This is a genomic window from Petrotoga sp. 9T1HF07.CasAA.8.2 (genome assembly GCF_002895585.1).
Lineage (GTDB): Bacteria > Thermotogota > Thermotogae > Petrotogales > Petrotogaceae > Petrotoga > Petrotoga mobilis.
Map to the genome: position 1 here is coordinate 1 of NZ_AZRI01000013.1, position 19785 is coordinate 19785.

Genomic DNA, 19785 nt, shown 5'->3' on the forward strand with positions numbered 1-19785 from the left:
CAGCCCACCCATAAGGAAAAGAGATCTTTCCCTTATACCCCGCTCCCCACCCTTCTTAGAAAGGGACCTGTGGTCCCTTAGACCCTGGTGGGGGGAACCCACTATTGTAGTTACTTTAAAAGATCTCCCTTATACTGATACTTCAAATATGCCTCATAACTCCACGGGCAAGTTTTTTGAAAGAATTGTGCCAAAGCCTTAGCGTACTCTTGAATTTCCCATTGTGCGTGTGAAGACGCCCTTAAATCCAAGAAATGCATTAATGCTCGGGCATTGGTAGTTAAATAAAACTCAGTGTATTCCCCTACGGGTAGTATAATACGTGCCATTTCTCTAGCTACACCCATATTTATAAGTTTTTCGTAAGCCTCGTAACTTTTCTTGTAAACTTCTTCTATAATTTCAAGAGCCTCTTCCTTATTTGCCGTGAGGCTGCCTTCTTTCTCTTGTTCATCAGAGTATGCATTACTACTCTGTTTGTCTTTTGTATCCTGTACTCTGATATGGTCAGGGACATAAAACTCGTTGACGTTTTTTGAGGTGTATCTTCTGCTTATCTCATTGGGAGACATTCCTATCCTATGGCGAAACCATTGTCTAACAACAAAGATGGGTGCTTTTACATGAAATGTAAAAGTGATATGTTCAAAGGGGGAGAGATGCCCATGTTCCATCAAGTAGTCTATGAGTTTTCTATCCCTCTCATCGTTAGATATATCTTTTCCGTGTGAGACTCTGGCAGCCCTAACCGCTGATCTGTCATCTCCCATCATATCAACAAGGGTAACAAAGCCTTTATCAAGCACTTTGATAGATTCCTTACCTGCCGTGAGGCTGTCTTTCCTTGAACCCCCTTCGGGGCGTTTGGAGTTATCTTCCTTTCCTGCCGTGAGGCTGTCTTCTTCATCGGTTATAGTCAATTTTTTTCCTCCTTACTTGTCGTGAGGCTGTCTTCCTTTGAACCCCCTTCGGGGCGCTTGAGGTTGCTTCCCTTACTACCAAATCTGAATACTATATAGAATATAGCCAAAATCACTATAAATAATGGCAACAGCGTGGTCAAAAAATTTCTCGTAGTGAGTTTCCTGTCTATAGTGTTCAGAGTTTCTTTTAAATCAGAGTTATCTGGATCGTACATGAGCGCTTTGGTTAAATAAATTCTTGAAATTGTCAAATTGTCAGTGGTGGATCTATTACTCTCGTACAAAGTTGTTCCAAGTTTAGCTAAAGCTTCTGCATTCTCAGGATCGAGATCGATAGCGGTTTTATAATAATTGATCTTCTGAGAGTTCGTTTCCGAAATATCGCCCAAAAGCTCATAACTTTTCGATAGAACAGCTTTTTTATTAGAATTTTGAAGAATCCAGTCGACAATTTTTCTTGATTCTGATTTTTCATCCAAATTGTAATACGAAAGGGCTATTAAAAACATGATCCTTTCATCTTTTTGTGAAAGATTCACATAGTTCATTGATAGTTGTTTAACGTCTTCATACTTGCCTAATTCAAAGGCTTCAATTATCAGTAATTCATGAATGTCTCTGTTTAAGGGATAAGAGAAATGAACTTTTTCCAAATTTTTGAATATATTCTCTTTTTCTTGAGGGCTCGCCGTTTCCCACATTAGAACCGATCTGTAATAAGTAGAGAAAGGATTCTCCCCAATTGTTTCCTCTATTATATCAATGGAACTTAAAATTTTCTTAAACGCTTCGGTATTTTTGGATTTTTGGTACACTTCGTAATTCATTAAAACATTGAGGGCGTTAACGATCACAGAATTTGGATAATTATTGGTTAATATCTCAATTCTATTGATACTTTCTACTTCGTTACCGGGAAAGTATTCAGAAAGAACGTTCAAAGCTGCTGAATCATCAGGTTTTAAAGAAGGAAGAATATAAGGCATAGTTTGATTAGCAGCTGTTTTGTATTCTTCGTTACCTGTTTCATAATATTTTAAATATAAGCCTAAAACGTTTAAACTTCTTTGGGATGATACTAATAATTGATCAGTATCAAAATTGTAAACGTAGCTATCTAAATTACCAGCATAGATATTCAAAGTTAAAAATAAAATAGGAAAAATTAGAAATGATATTTTTTTAAGAAGTCGAAGCATGTGTCAGTTCTCCTAATTGTTTTTTAGCGCCCCTTCGCCCCGCTCCCCACCCGTTTTGAGGAAGGGACCTGCGGTCCCTTAACCCTGCTTGCCTACCATTATGGAAGGGACCTGCGGTCCCTTAGACCCTGGTTGGGGTAGGGCTTCGCCCTGTAACTTGGCTGCTTATCTAGAAACATTTGATTCCGATTGATAACCGTGAGGAACTATTTCATCATCCTCGAGTTGGAACACTACCTTGGTAATTGGCTTTGTCGGCATAAATTTTTTCTTGTGTATGATTATTTCAGTTCCAGGATATGCCACTTTTTTTGCGATGATAAAGGCAGATTCTTTAGAAGATTGAATTTTATTTTTAATCATTTCGAGCTTTTCTTCATCATCCTTTACCTCTGATATGAGCATTTTATAGGTGTTAAAAGATTTCTTGTAGTATTCTAACCTCGCCTTGTCTATTTTACCTTTTTCTTTTAGAGCTTGGATTCCTTTGATTATAGAATTGAGTTTCCTAAGATTCTCCATATCGAGGGCAATTTTTTGCTCTAATTTGATTAACTCTTCGTTTAGATCAGGTAAGACCCCCACTTCACAGACAGTTCTAACACCCATTTCACTTCCTAAAATTTCCGCTTCGATAAGGTTAGTGGCTAAAATATATCCACCAGAAATCTTTCCAGCTCCTCCTTCAACAATGACGTGTTTCCCTGCCTTGATATTTGAATTAACGATGGCTGTTTTAACAATTACATCTTCTTCCGCTTCAATATTGGCGTTTTCAACGTAGTTGCATCTTAAAATTTTAACTTTTATAGAACTTTTACCTGCACCTTTTATTCCGAATATGGTGGCTTCCCCTTCACAAAACACTGAAGCGGATTCAACTACACCTTTGATCTCTAAATAAGTAGTAGCTTCAACATGAAAACCGGATTTAACATCCCCATCGATGATTAACTTCCCAGGGAAACGCACATTACCCGTAGAGTAGTCTATATTTCCTTCTATCTTATGCTCGTCAGAAACATCTAAATTTATCTCACCATTCGATGTTTCTTTACTGACAAACTTTCCATCTATCTTTGAAATTATTTTATTGTTGTTTACTTCAACGTTATTGCCTAACTTTAGTTTTAACTCTTTTCCCACAATACCTTCGATCTTTTCCCCCCGTACTGTTCTTCCTGGTTCGCCTTGCGTTGGAGGAATTATCTCAGCCAATATATCTCCTCTTTTTACTATGATCAATTGGCTACTTTCTTTTAAGTCAACGTAGCTATTTTCGGTACTATTAAGCTTTTCTTCAATATTTTGCTGAAAGATTAGCTGTGCGTCCTTTCCAACCTTGGGTGGTATTCCATATGCAACAACGTATTCCTTATCAAATCTAGGTTCAGAGACGATTTCTTCAATAGTTTCTGATTTTATGCCTACTACCACACCTTTTTCTTTTAGAAAAGCCTTTATTCCGCCAATAGTAGGTGGACGCCCATCGTCTATTAATTTCAAAGATGCCACCATTCCATCTTCAGAGATACGCAGATCGTATTTAGCCAATCTAGACTACCTCTCTTTCACCATAATATTACTTTCCCTTTCCAATTATCTATCTTGTATCTAGAACTTGTAAAGATGTTAAAATCTTGGGCTATTTCTTTTTTTATTAGGATTATCTGAGGTTTCAAATATTTAAAAAATTGCAAACCAACCTTTTCTAAAAACTTTGCTGGAATATCTTGTGGAATTCTAAGCAAGTCTTTTTTGTAATATTTAAAATATTTTTGGGTTAATTCTTCTCCAAGTATCTCAACTAAACTCTTGTAATTTTTCTGTTTAGACTCCTCTTCGTATCTTTTTGATTCTTCTAAAGAAAAAGAGCAACCACAGTAATTTTGGCGATAAATATTGTAAGTTTTACATATTTGTGCTGCCATATGAACACCATTATCGGATCTGAAATTAACATACTTAAAAGACGGATTTTCTTCCATATCCAAATTATCAGTTATTTCTAAAATATCGTCATGAGACTTTCTAGGGGAAGCAAGAAGAGTCGTTGAATAGATAGAAAAATTCATCCGTTTAGCTTCAGATTTGGTCTTTTCAAGCCTCAACTTCATACATTCATAACATCTTTTCGGGCTGCCTTCCTTATTTGCCGTGAGGCTGTTTCCTTCCCCCTTGATCCTTTCTAAAAACTTATCAGGTTCATAATCTCCTACGTAGAGTTGGAACCCCCAAATATCTCTTAATTTTTTAACTTCATCCAATCTCTTGGAATATTCTTGAAGGGGATAAATATTGGGGTTGTAAAAAAATACAACAGGTTCGAATCCCTGTTCTACTAATTTCCTGTAAGAAACCGTTAGATCAGGTGCACAGCAAACATGTAAGAAAATCTTCAAAATTCTATCTTCCCTTCTATTTTTTCTATCGTAGATGATGGAATACCTAATTTCTTTAGATCATCTAGGGAGCTAATAGGTTTAATAGCCCTATACTCGATAATTTTCTGGGCAGAAATTTTTCCTATTCCAGGTAAACTTTCCAATTCTTCACTGGATGCTTCATTTATATTTATTCTATCATCTACTATTTCGTAAACAACCTCTGAAAGATAAATATAATCTTTAATATTTGAAAATGTTTTTTCTCCTATACCAGAAACGTTCATAATGTCTTCTATGTCTCTAAAACCTTTTTCTTGCCTATAATTTATAATCGCTTGTGCCTTGGCGGGTCCGATTCCAGGTAATTGGATCAACTCTTCAACTGACGCCGTCAAAAGGTCTATTTTATTTTCCTGATAAGAATTAAGTCTATCCTCTTTACCCGATTGATATCGATCAACCGTTAAAATCCCAAGCAAAATTATTACAATAATACTTAATACTGGGAAAAGAAGCTTTTTTCTCATTCGGTTTCTACTCCACTAAAGTAGATGCCTTTAGTGAATCTATCTGCTATACTCAGTCCAGTTAATTCAAAAACAAGCTCTTCATCCATATTTTTCAAATAAGTTTGCGCCTCGTTGTAGTCGTCAAACAGGCCCACGAGTATCGCCCAATAATCTTCATTACTCTGTTGAAACTTACCGTTGAAAACAAAAGCGGGGATACCCCCTTGTCTTAACGCCATCGTAGGGAACATAGCTGGTGCTGGAGTAGTGTACAGGTAAATTTGAATGGAAAATAAGTACTGCTCTTCTGCTTCCCCTTCCAAAGAATAATCCGAACGGTACAAGTAATACTTGTCCCCATTTTGAAAAACAAAGTAAGGTATATCGTTGTTTAAAGCGTACAACGCCTCTTCAAAAACCTCGAGCTGGTTGTAAAAAACTTTTACGGCACCTTCATTGTACGGTTTTAACATCGTGACTGAATTTTCCAACAACACTTGGTAATCAAGTTCTTGGATAGTGTAACTTGCCCTTGCCATTGTATTGCCAATCTCAATCTGTGGCAATACCAAGTCTTCTAACACCGCAGATTGGGAAGCTGATTCAACTTCGTTTAGTGTGTTTAGTTGATTATTATCTAACTCTTCTATTTTAAGCTCAAGATTTTTCATCTGGTTTTTTAAATATATCGTATACGTTGTCAGTGCGAAGGTTATCAAAGGTAAAATAAAAACAAGGATTAAAATAACTGAGAACCAAGGCGAATTATTTTTTGCCATTGACTACACACCTCTCAAAAGAGACTTAAACTCCAAAAGAAGATCTTTCAGCTCGCCAAAATTCAAAAGCAAATCCACAAAGCCATCCTCTTTAAGTAATATTTCTCTTATAGGCACGTTGTTCACTTTAGCCTTGATATTTTGGATTTTTGATGATTTCAGATCTTCGAAACTTCTTATTTTTTCAAATATCTCTTGAAATCTTTCTTCATGAATATAGCCAAATTTAAAACTCAAATACAAAAGAAACGCAAAAGACAAACTCTCGTTTTGAACGAAATCAGATTTTACAGAGGTATCTGCTATATATTTCATCAATTTAGTCCCAGGGAAAGGTAAATCATTAGAATAAAGCGATAAAACAAACTTAACAGCAGAATAAAGATAGTCCTCTAAATCTAAACGGATGAAATTTTTGGAATACTTCAAAGATAAGCTTGCAAAGTTATTATCGAATAGAAGCCCCAAAATATACCCCAAGAAAAAATGGTTTTTCATATCTTTTTTATCTAAAAATTTACAAAAATACGGGTCTATATAAACTAGATCGGGATAACCTCTAACCTTCAAAAAATTCCTGGTGTAATTCATATCTAAATAGAATTCTCCCGATACGGGTAAATATATCATAGAAGACAGCGTTGTTGGCATAACTGTGAGGGTCCCAGTTGGAAAATCCAAAGTATGAAATACATAACCAACCATGTCTATCAAGGAACCTCCGCCTATCACCACCAAATTGCTGTAACTACCTTCCACAACGATCTTACACAGTTCTAAATATTTATCGAAATACTTGGTCTCATTGCCACCTTTGACATAAAAGATATTTTTATCAGTACCTGGATTTAAATGATTTTTCAAATTGGAATCAATTATCATCAAAGTCCCGTATTTCGATGCGTATCTTTTAGAAAATTCTTTGTAATACCCTTGGCTTATATTAATATTAATGTCTTTTTCAATACCCTTTGAAAAACTAATACTTTTCATTTTTTTGTCCTTTTTACCTGATTTCGTCGATTTTATCGACACGCCTTTTATGCCTTCCACCTTCAAAATCTGTCGATAAAAACTTCACTACGGTCCAAATGGCTAAATCGATGCCCATAAGCCTACCTGCCAAAACCAAAACGTTGGCGTCGTTATGTTTTCTGGCGTATTCTGCCATCGATGGATACAAGCACAGAGCGCCTCTAACGCCTTTGACTTTGTTCACTGCGATTGACATACCTATTCCAGTACCACAGATACCAATGCCGAAGTCAGCTTCACCTTTGGTTACCTTTTCACCAAGTTTTTTGGCATAATCAGGATAATCGACACTGGCGTTGGAATTAGTTCCCAAATCTATTATATTGAATTTTTTCTCTAAAAGATAATTCTTAAGCTGTTCTTTCATCTCATAACCGGCATGATCGGAGGCAATTGCAATTTTCATGAAAATTCGCTCCTTTTGATTGTAGATTATCGTCATCAAAAACTCTTGTATATAGCGCCCCTTCGCCCCGCTCCCCACCCTTTTTAAGAGGTCTTTTATAGCACTCTTATTAAGCCAACCATTTTTCCTTGTATCTTTAAATGATCAGCTTTGACCTTTATCTCTTTCATACTTTTATTCTCTGGGATAAGTAGCACTTCGTCTTCATTGAGTCTTTTGTACCTTTTAAGTGTTGCATCGTTTCCATCAATCAATGCAACCACTATGTCTCCATCCATTGCGTAATCTTGTTTACGTATTAAAACAAAATCCCCGCTTTTGATCTGTGCTTCTATCATCGAATTTCCTTCAACTCTGAGTGAAAAATATTCGTAATTTTTAGGGAAAAAATTGGTAGGTATGGGAATATAATCGCTAATTGTTTGTATAGCCTCAATGGCATCTCCCGCTGCTATCTTTCCTGAAACAGGAGCCAGAGTCTCAGTGGCAAAAATTTCTCCCGATTTTGGCATCATCTTTATTCCGCGTGAGACGTTTTTACGCTCTATATAACCCTTTTTTTCTAAAATTATGAGATGCTTATGTGCCGCTCTAGGGCTTTTAAAATTAAAATGTTTCATAATATCTCTGATACTTGGAGCAAAACCGTTTTTTTCCATATAAGATTTTATGAAGTCCAGGACCTGTGACTGCCTTTTTGTCAATTCCTCCATTCTATTTACCCCTTCCATGCTTAATAATTATAATTATTATAACACTACTCTTCATCATTTGCTTGAACTTCAATCGCCCCGACAACTGAATCGTCTTCATCCAGTCTTACAATTATAACACCTTGGGTGATCCTTCCTAAAACATTTATATTATTTACATTTACCCTAATAGCCTTACCTTTTTTAGTAAATATCAGTATGTCTCTCCCATCTTCGACACTCATAGTAGCAACTATTGGACCTATTCTAGATATATCTCGTACCGTTTTTACACCAATTCCTCCACGATTCTGCGGTTTGTAAGAATGGAAAGAAACTCTCTTCCCATAACCCCTTTCAGTGATCAACAAAAGTTTTTTACCTTCGTCGACCTTTACCACGTTGATCACTTCATCGCCTTCGCGCAATTTAATTGAGTTGACACCCATTGCGGTTCTTCCCATCGTACGTACCTGGGAAGAGTTAAACATTAACGACATCCCTAGCTTTGTCACAATTAACAAATCTCTATCTGATCCGTCAAGCAATACCACATCCACAACTACGTCGTTATCAAGCAAATTGATGGCTCTAATACCAGAAGCTCGTGCACTGCTGAACTCTCTCAAAGACGTTCTCTTCACCTTGCCTTGTTTTGTAAAAATGAGAATATCCTTATCGTAATCACCGTCTAAAGATATGGCAACGATGCTTTTTATCTCTTCCCCTTCATCTAAACTGATGAAGTTAGCGATATGCTTGCCTTTTGTATTTTTCAAAGTAGTCTCTATCTCGTATGCGTTTATTTGATACGCTTTACCAGCGGAACTAAATAGCATTAATTTGGATAATTTGTTAGTGTATATGACCTCTTTTACGTCATCTTCATCAGAAATTTTTAATCCTTTTACACCTTTTCCGCCTCTCCCTTGAACCTTGTATTCCGAAGAAGGAATGGCTTTGAGATATCCCCACTTGGTTAAAACTATTACCACATCTTCATCTTGAATCATTTCAACCTCTTCGGCTAAATCCCCTTTGTTATACAGTATCTCCGTTCTTCTTTTATCACCAAACTTGTTTGCTACTTCGTCCAGCTCTTTTTTAATAACTCCTAACAGTCTTTCTTTTTTCTGCAGAATATCCATGGCGTTTTCTATATCTTTGTATAGGTTCTTCAATTCTTCACTCAAATTGGTACTTTCAAGTTTTGAAAGACTGATCAATCTCATGTCTGCGATAGCTTTTGCCTGTTCTTCACTCACACCTATCGTTTCTTGAAGATTTTTCAAAGCTTCCTGAGGATTTTCTGAGTTTCGTATGATCTCAACCACCGTATCAATACCTTGAACCGCTTTGATAAGCCCTTCAACTATATGAGCCCTTTTCCTTGCCTTTTCTAACTCGTACTGTGTTCTTCTAGTTATGACGTTAACCCTGTGATCCAAGAAGCTCTGTAAAAGCCCTTTCAAATTCATCAAAGAGGGCTTTTCGTTATCGATTACATTCATTTGAACGTAAAAATAGGATTGAAGATTTGTGTGCTTGAACAAATCGTTGATCAATTTCTTAACGTTAGCGTTTTTTCTCAGCTCTATTACCAGTCTTATTCCCTCTTTATCACTCTCATCTCTAACGTCTTTTATCCCGACATCTTTCTTTTGTTCCTTAGCCTTAACCACGTATCTTACAATTTGTTCGATGATATCGGCTTTAGAAACGTTGTAGGGAATCTCATCAAAAACGATAGAGGTTCCTTTACCTTCGTCCTCTATTCTGTACTTTCCTCTAATCGTTATCTTCCCTCTACCTGTTTCATAGAGTTCTTTCAACCCTTCTCCGTCCACAACTTGGCCACCTGTTGGGAAATCTGGTCCTTTAATATGCTTCAACAGATCCGCTACTTCAGATTCGGGTTTTTCTATTAACAATTTCAAAGCTGCTACAAGTTCGTTTAAATTATGAGGCGGGATATTGGTAGTCATTCCCACGGCTATCCCGCTTGCTCCGTTCATCAAAAGATTAGGCACCATTGTAGGTAAAACAACAGGCTCACTCAAGGAACCATCGAAATTCTCCCTAAAATCTACAGTTTCTTTCTCGATATCCTTGAGCATATACTCTCCAAGTTCAGGCATACGGGCTTCTGTGTACCTCATAGCGGCAGGAGGATCGCCGTCTATCGATCCAAAATTTCCTTGTGCCTCAACCAAAGGATACCTCATAGTAAAAGGTTGCCCCATTCTAACTAAGGCATCATAAATAGCCGCATCTCCGTGTGGGTGATACTTACCCATCACCTCACCAACGATACGGGCATTTTTTTTGAATGAAGAGTTATGTTTCAACCCCAATTCGCTCATGGAGTAAAGTATTCTTCTCTGAACAGGTTTCAACCCATCTCTAACATCGGGTATAGCCCTGCTTACAATAACGCTTAAAGAATAAAGTAAGTAAGAAGTTTTTAATTCTTCAGTAAAATCTTTGATAAATATTTTATCGTCCATCTATTAGTATTACCTCCATTAAAAATCTTTTAAGAAATCTTTGAACCAGGTTCAACATCTTTATCTACCGTCAGAATGCTCAAATTACCGTTTCCATCTTTAGCGGCTAAAAGCATACCTTCGGATAATTCCCCCATTAATTTGGCGGGTTTTAGATTAGCGATGATTATTATCTTCTTATCAACTAAATCTTCAGGTGAATAAAAGCTTTTGATGCCTGCGATAACTTGCCTTTCACCCATCTGCCCTAAATCAAGATGTAATCGCAGTAGTTTGTTAGACTTTTCGATATTTTCTGCCTTTACCACTTTGGCAACTCTCAAATCGATCTTTTTAAAATCCTCTATTTCTACTATATTTTGAACGTTTTCACTTTCTGGCATTACTTCGTCCTCCTTGTTGATATTTACCGTTTTGATTATTCTTTTCCAACTCTTCACATCGATTCTTTGGAATATGGGATCACCTTTCACAACTTTAACTCCACTGTGTAAAAGGCCCTTTTCAAGGTTTTCTCGATTTAAAATTTCCAAACCATAACCTATCTTTTTTAACATCGTTTCAGAAGTATCTGGCATAATTGGATAAATCAAAATAGAAATAATTCGAATAACGTCGAGCAGATTGTACAAAACGGTGGACAATCTATCTTTTTCATTTGGATCGTTCCCCAAGATCCAAGGCTCAGTTAAATCGATGTATTTATTAGAAAAACGTATGACTTCCCATAGATTTTCAAGGGCTTGTGTAAACTGATACCGCTCCATCAAATTCAAATAAGCGTTTTTCTTACTCTCTAGGAGTTCTAAGAGTTCTTCATCCACCTTGTCTTTTCTTTCAGGTTTTGGTATGACACCATTAAAATACTTTTCAACCATCGTGAGTGTTCTATGCACTAAATTACTTAAATCATTGACCAAATCAGCGTTGTACCTAGTAATTAAGTTTTCTTCCGAAAAATCTCCATCCCTACCAAAGGCAATATCTCTCAACAAATAATACCTTATAACATCTCTACCATATGCGTCCATCAGAATCCTTGGATCAACGGCGTTACCCAAAGATTTTGAAATCTTTTGTCCATTGACCGTTAGCCACCCATGTGCGAATACCTTCTTCGGCAAAGGCAACCCCACTGACATCAACATAGCGGGCCAAATTAGCGAATGGAACCTATTTATTTCTTTTCCAATAAGGTGTAAATCTGCAGGCCAGTACCTGTTGAATTTCTGTTGATCGTCAGAATAGCCTATCGCACTTACATAATTAATTAACGCATCCACCCAAACATACACCACATGTTTTGGATCACTCTTTAAAGGTATTCCCCAATCGAACGTAGTCCTAGTGATGCTGAGATCTTTTAACCCATCATTCAAAATTTGCAACATCTCATTTCTTCTAAAAGATGGTTCCACAAAGTCCGGATTATTTTCATAATGCTTCAACAATGGTTCGGTATATTTGGAAAGTTTAAAAAAGTAATTCTCTTCCTCTACCCATTTCAATTCTCTATTACATTCAGGGCAAAGCTTAACGCCATCTTGCGTGACTATCTCAGATTCATCCCAAAAGGATTCATCGTGTATGCAATACCAACCGGCGTATTTTCCTTTGTAAACGTCTCCATTCTCCATCATCTTATCAACAAACATCTGCACGGTCTTTACATGATAATCATCTGTTGTTCTAACAAAATGATCGTAACTAATCCCCATTTCATCCCATAAATTTTTAAATTTTGAAGAAAGTGAATCAACATACTCCTGTGGAGGTATATTCTTCTCTTTTGCTGCCTGTAACACCTTTTGCCCATGTTCATCCGTTCCAGTCAAAAAGAAAACATCGTACCCCATCATTCTCTTAAATCTTGCTACTATATCCGCAACTATCGTCGTATACGCTGAACCAATATGTGGTTCACTGTTAACGTAGTAAATCGGTGTAGTGACGTAAAACTTATCCATCAATGGCACCTCCAAAACTGTTCTACCTTCTTTCCTTTGTCGAATTGTGAAGTCTATCCTATTATATCACATTGAGATTGTTTTGGTATTCTCATATATTCTCTAGAAGTTTAAGCTTTCAGCAAACTTCAAAGTGAAAGGACACTAATCAAATCATTAAAAAGATATCACCCCTCATAAAAGATATAGGAGTGATATTTATTTTAAAAACTCAAGAATCTCTCTACTACCATTACTTCAATATTTCTTTTAGTTCTTCTATATCCGTGTTTTGGTTTGATAAGTTTATTATTGGTAGTTCTATTGGTTTTACTGGGATTATCTTAGGAAAATTGGCATTTTTAGCCCCTTTGTGAAAATATTTAGAGCATGTCGCTTGACGTTGTGCGGATAAAAAAATCTACCACCAGCAAATTGGGCGAAAAGAAACGCAGCCTTTTATCCGCTGTTAGGCAATTTTGGGCTTTCTTTCTCATTTCATCGCAGACAAAAACTCTTCAACTGTTATACCAGCACGAGCAATGAGTGACCTCAAAGTTCCTCTTGCAACTTCACGATGATCAGGGACAGATAGTGTGGCAATGTGTTTCCCCTTCACAAGAATAATATGACTACCTCGTTGCCTTGCTACTTCCCATCCAAGACGTTCAAAAACTTTTACAACTTCACGCCCGCTTAAAAGTGGAAGTTTTTCCATTAAACCGATACCTCTACTTCACGCATACTAACGGTGAGAGGCATACCTCTTTCGGCTCGCACCTCAAGGCACTGCTTTATTGCATCTTTGATATTCTCAATCGCTTCTTGTTCGGTTTTTCCTTGACTTACACATCCAGGGATAGAAGGACATTCTACTACGAACATGCCATCCTCATCCCGATCAATTGTTACGATAAATTTCATAGTTTATCCCTCCTCGTACAAAAGGTTCTCGTATAAAAGGATCTTTTTATTTATTATTTTAATTATACCAAAAGACTCAATATATTTTATTACAGTAAAAATTTAACTTAACAATATTTCTATGATATAATTTCTCAAAGTACAAAAAATTAAATATGCTAAAAAAATCGGAGGGATAATCTTGAGATTTTCCAAACTATATGCTCCTACTTTAAAAGAAACACCATCTGATTCTGATATAAAAAGTTACGAGTTATTGATCAGAGGAGGGTTTATTAGAAAGATCTCATCAGGTGTTTACAGTTATCTTCCCCTTGGATGGAAGGTCATAAGAAAAATCGAACAGATAGTCAGAGAAGAAATGGAAAAGATAGGTTCTCAAGAGATCATGCTACCCATAATACATCCAGCAGAGTTGTGGAAAATGACGGGAAGATGGGAAGATTACGGACCAGAATTGATGAAACTTAAGGACAGACACGATAGAGAGTTTACTTTAGGTCCCACACATGAAGAAATAGTCACATTTTTGATGAAAAATGAGCTTAGATCGTACAAACAGTTCCCGGTCAACCTTTTCCAAATAGCCACTAAGTTTAGAGATGAAATAAGGCCAAGGTTCGGGGTGTTAAGGGCAAGAGAGTTCATCATGAAAGACGCCTACACCTTTCACACCGATTACGAATCATTGCATGAATACTATCAACATTTCTATGATGCCTACTCAAATATCATAAAAAGAATAGGCTTGAAATATGTCGTTGTAGAAGCTGATACAGGTGCAATTGGTGGTTCTTTCTCTCATGAATTTCACGTACTGGCACAAAATGGTGAGGGTGAAATATTTTACTGTGAAGAATGTGGCTATGCAGCCAGTGATGAAAAGGCAAGATCAAGCGAAGATTTTTCTGTAGATGAAGATGAAGTCCTCAAAGAAATGGAAAAAGTTGATACTCAACACGCCAAAAGCATCGAAGAAGTGGCAAAATTCTTGAACGTCTCTGAAAAGAAGTTAATAAAATCGATACTTCTAAGGTCCAGCAAAGGATGGGTGATGGCACTAATTAGAGGTGACTATGAGATAAACTTAGCCAAGGTCAGGTCCGTTCTTCAAGATCAAAGTCTAGAACTAGCCGATCCACAAGACGTGCTAAAAGAATTTGGCGTAAACGTAGGATTTATAGGTCCAGTAAACATTTCGGAAAATGTCAAGATAATTGCAGATCTAAGTGTAAAATCCATAAAAAATGGTGTTATAGGGGCTATGGAAGAAAAAAGGCATTACATCAATGCCAACCCTAATAGAGATTTTAGAATAGATTTAATGGAAGACATTAGATACGTAAAAGAAGGCGAAAAATGTCCAACACAAGGATGTAATTCTACACTCAAGCGGACAAGAGGCATAGAAGTGGGCCAAATTTTTGAACTAGGCAACAAATACTCTTCAAAAATGAACGCAGTCTTTACCGATGAAAATGGAGAACAAAAACCTTACATTATGGGATGCTATGGTTGGGGGGTATCAAGAACCCTAGGGGCCATAGTTGAACAATTAAACGACGAAAACGGAATAATCTGGCCCAAAAGCGTTGCCCCATTTGAAGTGGCAATAATACCTGTTGCCATGAACGATGAAGCAGTAGTTAGCACATCTCAAGAAATCTACAATTACTTTTTAAAAGAAGGAATAGACGTTATTATAGACGATAGAGAAGTCTCCGCTGGATTTAAGTTCAAAGATATAGATCTAATCGGGGTACCTATAAAAATTATTATAGGCAAACGTTTAAAAGAAGGAAAAATTGAGTTAAAACAAAGAGATAAAGAAGAAGGCACATTGATAGAATTCAAAAATGTAAAAGAATTATACGATAAAGTCAAAGAAGCATTAGAAAACTATGATCCAACTCAAAATTTAACAATCTAACACATTCCTTATGGGCGGGCAGCGGGGGAAGGGCGCTAATAAAATTATTAAAAAAGTATCACTCCTCTTTTTAGTTTTATGAGGAGTGATATCTCTATTACTACCACAATTCACTTAAAAATACTCAAAAATCTACCTGCAACAACTACTTCAATATTTCTTTTAGTTCTTCTATGGTTATCTCTAACAAGTTATCTCCTATGTAATCTATTGTCTTTTCATCCGCTTTAGATCATAATTAATTGTCATCGAAATAGGGTGATGTTTAGATTGTATTCATGTCTTTGAAATTGATTTGTTTTTCGTTAAATGAATGTTATATAATTTATTCATAAGAATTTTTATTTCTTCGCTTAATTTTACCATATTCAAACTTTTGTGTGTTTTATTTATTATTATAACAACATTTCAAAGACATCGAATTATGATCTAACCAATTTTTTTCTTGAACACCTAATATGATCTAATGAATATTGATAAATGGTTAAAAAGTCGCTGGAGTAGCATTGAAATTTGATGGCGGAAAAGAAATTAATAAAAAACTTGGATTACAAACTTATTAAACCATTGATTGGGGGGTAGAAAGGATATGAGTAACTTCAACTTTCCAAAAGGTTCAGAATGGAGAAAATGGGATTTACAAATTCACGTTCCAGGATCTAAACATGCAGACCAGTACAGCACAAAAAAAGGTAATGATGTTTGGGAAAAATTTATTGAATATATCAAAAATTCTGATATATCTGTTTTTGGTATTACGGATTATTATTCTGTTGCTGGTTATGAGACATTTCGAGATAAAATCAAAAATATTGAAGAACTGAAAAATAAGCAGTTTTTTCCTTGCGTCGAACTTCGACTGGATATCAACGTTAATATAGATTCAGAGCAATTACAATGCCATTTAATTTTTGATAGTAATTACGATATTAACAAAATAAAGGATTTTCTCGCTCATCTTCCTCTGAAGAATAAAATGCCAAACGGTGCTGTTGCTTATTGTACTGAGGATGACATTACAGCCTGTGGCGGTTACGATAAAATTAGTATAACGAAAGAAAAACTTGAAGAATCTTTAAAAGGTTCTTTTGGAAATGATCGCCCATTCTTAATCGCTGGTGTAGCCAGTGGTATGGGCAGTAATAGAGCAATTGCCAATTCAAACATCAAAAAGGAATTATCGGATATTTTCGATGATTTTTGCGATTTATTTTTTGGCTGTGAGGAAAATAGAGAATATTATCTAAACGAAAGTAGATATGAGAATAAAAGCTTAAAAGCAAAGGCGAAACCGGTTGTTTCTATTTCTGATTGCCATACTCTTGAGGATTGCAAGAATAGATTAGGGAAAAAATATCCAGTACCAAACAATGAGGGGAAAGACCTTGAAAGATACGGTTTTAGCTGGATAAAAGCCGATCCAAACTTTGAGGGCTTGAGACAGATTATTTTTGAACCATTTGATCGGGTTGCTTTTGGTTTCGAAAAACCGGAACTCAAAAGGCCTTACTATCTTATCGATAAAGTGCGATTTCTTGATAATACTGGACAAGACAACTTTTCCTCTGATGCTATTGAAATAAACCAAAATTTGGTAACCATAATTGGCGGAAAATCAACGGGGAAGTCATTGCTTCTTTACTACATAGCTAAAACAATTGACAGAAAAGAAGTAGAAACCAGGTTTGCCGACCTTTCCGAAGCTTCCCAATATGATTTTGATAAATCAGCTGATTTTAATTTTGAAGTGGTTTGGTCAGATGGTGCTAGAATGTATCTTAAAAACACGGAAGGCAGCAATGGTTCGGACGAAAGAAAAATTTTGTATATACCCCAAAATTACCTTAACAGACTTTCGGAGGAAAACACTGGAAGTCGCGATACTATAAACAAGTTCGTCAAAGATGTTCTTCTGCAAGATGAAACTGTCCGAGAAAATTATGAAAACAATCTTACGAGAATTAAGGGATTAACTAAATTAATACCTACCAATGTTGCAGATCTTTATCAAATAAAACAGGAAATTAAAGAGGTAGAAGAAAACATTAAGAAATTTGGTGAAGAGAATGGTATAAAAACATACATCGTCCAATTGAAAAAAGAAGCTGAGGACATCAAAAGTAAATCTGGGCTATCCAATCAAGAAATAACAGATTATGAGGCATTACTTGAAAAAGAGAAAGAAACAACCACAAGCATTACTGTTTTATCTGACGATAAAAAGAGTCTCGTGTCTTTCAAACAAAATCTAATGCAGCAGTTAGAAAGTTTAGAGAAATTGTACAATGAACAGTCGTCTTATCTGGGTAATGATGAAATCAAAAAAGAATTCACAAAAGAATTTGCTAAAATTAGACAATTGAAAACCGACCTTTTAACAGCCACTGATGTAGTAATAAAATTTGTCAATTCAAGTATTGTAGCCTACCAAAAAGAGTTAGAAAAAATCAAAAATGATCTTATTCCGTTTATGGCAAAGGTTAAATTACAGGATGAGTTGAAAAAGAAGAATAAGGCCATAAGTGATGAGCAGAACAAGTTAAACAAAATAGACCTTGAAAAGAAAAAGCTTGAGTCAAAAAAGGATCTTTATGAAAAAGAGAAAAAGTATCTTATCGAAACCTATCAGCAAATTTTTGACATCTACGGTGAGGTAAGAAATGAATTTAAGAGGTACGAAAATAAGTTTGAAGATATATCTTTAAATGTTTCGGTTGGATTTAATGAAAAGGTGTTCAATGAAGAAGTTATCGATGCTTTTTTAAACAAGAGGGATATAAAACGTAATATCAGCAGTATATCATGGAAAGACGAATACGAGTACCACTTCGATCCGAATAAACATCTCTCTTTTATCAGCGAAATTTTTAATGCTGTTGTAGATGAGAAAATAAAGACGGTGAGAAATAGAGCGGCAAAGGATGCCGCAGTAAAGATTTTAGAAAATTATTTTGATTTGGACTTTAAGATTTCATATAAAAACGATCCACTTGATAAAATGTCTCCTGGAAAGAAAGGACTTGTGCTTTTACGGTTCCTTATTGATTTAAGTAATGAAGAATGGCCGATACTTTTGGACCAGCCGGAAGACGATTTAGATAATAGATCGGTATATGATGATCTGGTTTCATTTATCAAAAATAAGAAAAAGAAACGGCAAATAATTATAGTTACACATAATCCTAATTTAGTTGTTGGAGCAGACGCTGAACAAGTTATCGTCGCAAATCAAGAAGGACAGGAAAAAGGGCGAGATAATAAAAAGTTCAAGTTTGAGTATATTTCAGGAGCCTTAGAAAACTCCTTTGAGTTGCCAGAAGCTAAACAAAAAGCTATATTATTCAGGAAGGGTATCCGCCAACATGTTTGTGAAGTCCTGGAGGGAGGTCAGATAGCCTTTGAAAAAAGAGAAAAGAAATATGGATTTAGAATCAGTTGAATCTCATACAACCGAATTCAAGTCCTCATGGCGGGACGAATATATAAAATCGATTTGTGCCTTTGCAAACACCGACGGTGGAAGATTGCTCATCGGAGTTGATGATAATGGTAAGCCTGTTGGCGTCGAAGACTCTAAGAAATTACTTGAGGATTTACCCAATAAATTAAGAGATACCCTTGGCATTATACCAAGTGTCCGATTAGAAAAGGAAAACGGTAAGGAAATAATTATAATAGAAGTTGAGCATTCCTATGTACCAATTTCATATCATGGGAGATTTTATGTTAGAAGCGGAAGCACAATTCAGGAACTAAAAGGCAAGGACCTGACCAGGTTTCTAATATCCAACTCAGGCAAGCACTGGGAAGAGTATATTGAGGAAAATGCTTCTATTGAGGATATAAATAATGAGACAATTGAAAAATTCAAACAAATCGCGATAAAAAGAATTCCACTTGTGAAAGATGAAAATGAGCCGATAAAGGTGCTTGAGAAATTAAATTTGATTAAAAATGGTAAATTAACAAGGGCTGCCCTTTTACTATTCGGTAAAAATCCAAAAAGATTCTGGACAAGCTCCTATATAAAAGTGGGTAAATTCTTAACGGATACTGATATTATAAGTTCTGATGATATTGAAGGAAATCTCTTTGAACAGGTTGAAAAAACAATGGAGTTATTGCGGACTAAATATCTTATATCTGAAATAAGATTTGAAGGAATTTATCGTAAAGAAGAACTTGAATATCCAGAAGAAGCATTGAGAGAAGCCATAATTAATTCGGTTATACATAGAGATTATATCGGTCCACATACCCAGTTAAAAATTTATCCTGATAAAATAATTCTTTGGAATGTTGGCACACTTCCAAAAGAAATCAAGGTTGATGAATTAAAGAAAAACCATTCATCTTATCCAAGAAATGAGTTATTGGCAGATGTATTTTTCAAAGCTGGACTAATAGAGGCTTGGGGCAGAGGAACAATAAAAATTACAGATGAATGTAAAAAAGCTGGACTGCCAGAACCAGAATTTAAAGAAGAGTTTGGCGGTTTTGCAGTTTATTTCTATAAAGACATTTATACAGAAGATAATTTAAGAAAAA

16 protein-coding genes are annotated in these 19785 nt (G+C 35.8%); 3 read left to right on the top strand and 13 right to left on the bottom strand.

Going from position 1 to position 19785, the window contains the following annotated elements:
• Nucleotides 1-110 precede the first annotated feature (110 nt).
• From thyX to X925_RS03075, 13 genes are all read right to left on the bottom strand, one after another.
• A complete protein-coding gene (thyX, locus tag X925_RS03015; RefSeq protein WP_369973991.1) occupies nucleotides 111-773 on the bottom strand; it encodes an FAD-dependent thymidylate synthase in 663 nt (220 codons plus the stop codon).
• Between the two features lie 143 nt (nucleotides 774-916).
• Complete coding sequence (locus X925_RS03020) at nucleotides 917-2122, bottom strand: tetratricopeptide repeat protein (RefSeq protein WP_121959087.1); 1206 nt, start codon at nucleotides 2120-2122, stop codon at nucleotides 917-919.
• Nucleotides 2123-2287: 165 nt separating this feature from the next.
• Nucleotides 2288-3676 carry a DUF342 domain-containing protein gene (locus X925_RS03025; protein WP_121959088.1) on the bottom strand — a complete coding sequence of 463 codons (1389 nt, stop codon included), beginning with the start codon at nucleotides 3674-3676 and terminating at the stop codon, nucleotides 2288-2290.
• Between the two features lie 17 nt (nucleotides 3677-3693).
• Complete coding sequence (locus tag X925_RS03030) at nucleotides 3694-4524, bottom strand: epoxyqueuosine reductase QueH (protein WP_158245391.1); 831 nt, start codon at nucleotides 4522-4524, stop codon at nucleotides 3694-3696.
• Complete coding sequence (locus tag X925_RS03035; RefSeq protein ID WP_121514761.1) at nucleotides 4521-5036, bottom strand: helix-hairpin-helix domain-containing protein; 516 nt, start codon at nucleotides 5034-5036, stop codon at nucleotides 4521-4523. The genes X925_RS03030 and X925_RS03035 overlap by 4 nt, the downstream gene beginning before the upstream one ends.
• A complete protein-coding gene (locus tag X925_RS03040; RefSeq protein ID WP_121959089.1) occupies nucleotides 5033-5797 on the bottom strand; it encodes a hypothetical protein in 765 nt (254 codons plus the stop codon). Before X925_RS03040 ends, X925_RS03035 begins: the two co-directional genes overlap by 4 nt.
• A 3-nt stretch (nucleotides 5798-5800) precedes the next feature.
• Nucleotides 5801-6790 carry a 3-dehydroquinate synthase gene (locus tag X925_RS03045; protein WP_146026675.1) on the bottom strand — a complete coding sequence of 330 codons (990 nt, stop codon included), beginning with the start codon at nucleotides 6788-6790 and terminating at the stop codon, nucleotides 5801-5803.
• Nucleotides 6791-6803: 13 nt separating this feature from the next.
• Nucleotides 6804-7238 (bottom strand): ribose 5-phosphate isomerase B, encoded by a 435-nt coding sequence (gene rpiB / locus X925_RS03050; protein WP_103064875.1) that lies wholly within the window; start codon nucleotides 7236-7238, stop codon nucleotides 6804-6806.
• A 95-nt stretch (nucleotides 7239-7333) separates the two neighbouring features.
• Nucleotides 7334-7951: a transcriptional repressor LexA gene (gene lexA / locus X925_RS03055; protein WP_012209053.1), complete on the bottom strand. Its 618-nt coding sequence runs from the start codon at nucleotides 7949-7951 to the stop codon at nucleotides 7334-7336.
• 44 nt (nucleotides 7952-7995) lie between these two features.
• Nucleotides 7996-10437 (bottom strand): DNA gyrase subunit A, encoded by a 2442-nt coding sequence (gyrA, locus tag X925_RS03060; RefSeq protein WP_121959091.1) that lies wholly within the window; start codon nucleotides 10435-10437, stop codon nucleotides 7996-7998.
• 29 nt (nucleotides 10438-10466) lie between these two features.
• Nucleotides 10467-12404, bottom strand: a complete 1938-nt coding sequence (metG, locus tag X925_RS03065) for a methionine--tRNA ligase (protein WP_121959092.1) — start codon at nucleotides 12402-12404, stop codon at nucleotides 10467-10469.
• Nucleotides 12405-12876: 472 nt separating this feature from the next.
• Nucleotides 12877-13101, bottom strand: coding sequence for a type II toxin-antitoxin system HicA family toxin (locus X925_RS03070; protein ID WP_012209056.1), 225 nt, complete (start codon nucleotides 13099-13101; stop codon nucleotides 12877-12879).
• Nucleotides 13101-13307, bottom strand: a complete 207-nt coding sequence (locus tag X925_RS03075) for a type II toxin-antitoxin system HicB family antitoxin (protein ID WP_041534088.1) — start codon at nucleotides 13305-13307, stop codon at nucleotides 13101-13103. The genes X925_RS03070 and X925_RS03075 overlap by 1 nt, the downstream gene beginning before the upstream one ends.
• A gap of 181 nt (nucleotides 13308-13488) precedes the next feature.
• Between X925_RS03075 and X925_RS03080 the strand changes: the two genes are divergently transcribed.
• From X925_RS03080 to X925_RS03090, 3 genes are all read left to right on the top strand, one after another.
• Complete coding sequence (locus X925_RS03080) at nucleotides 13489-15237, top strand: proline--tRNA ligase (RefSeq protein WP_121959093.1); 1749 nt, start codon at nucleotides 13489-13491, stop codon at nucleotides 15235-15237.
• 589 nt (nucleotides 15238-15826) lie between these two features.
• Nucleotides 15827-18676, top strand: a complete 2850-nt coding sequence (locus tag X925_RS03085) for a TrlF family AAA-like ATPase (protein WP_121959094.1) — start codon at nucleotides 15827-15829, stop codon at nucleotides 18674-18676.
• Nucleotides 18636-19785, top strand: a 1150-nt coding sequence (locus tag X925_RS03090) for an ATP-binding protein (protein WP_233187723.1), incomplete at its 3' end; no start/stop codon positions are given. The genes X925_RS03085 and X925_RS03090, both read left to right, overlap by 41 nt.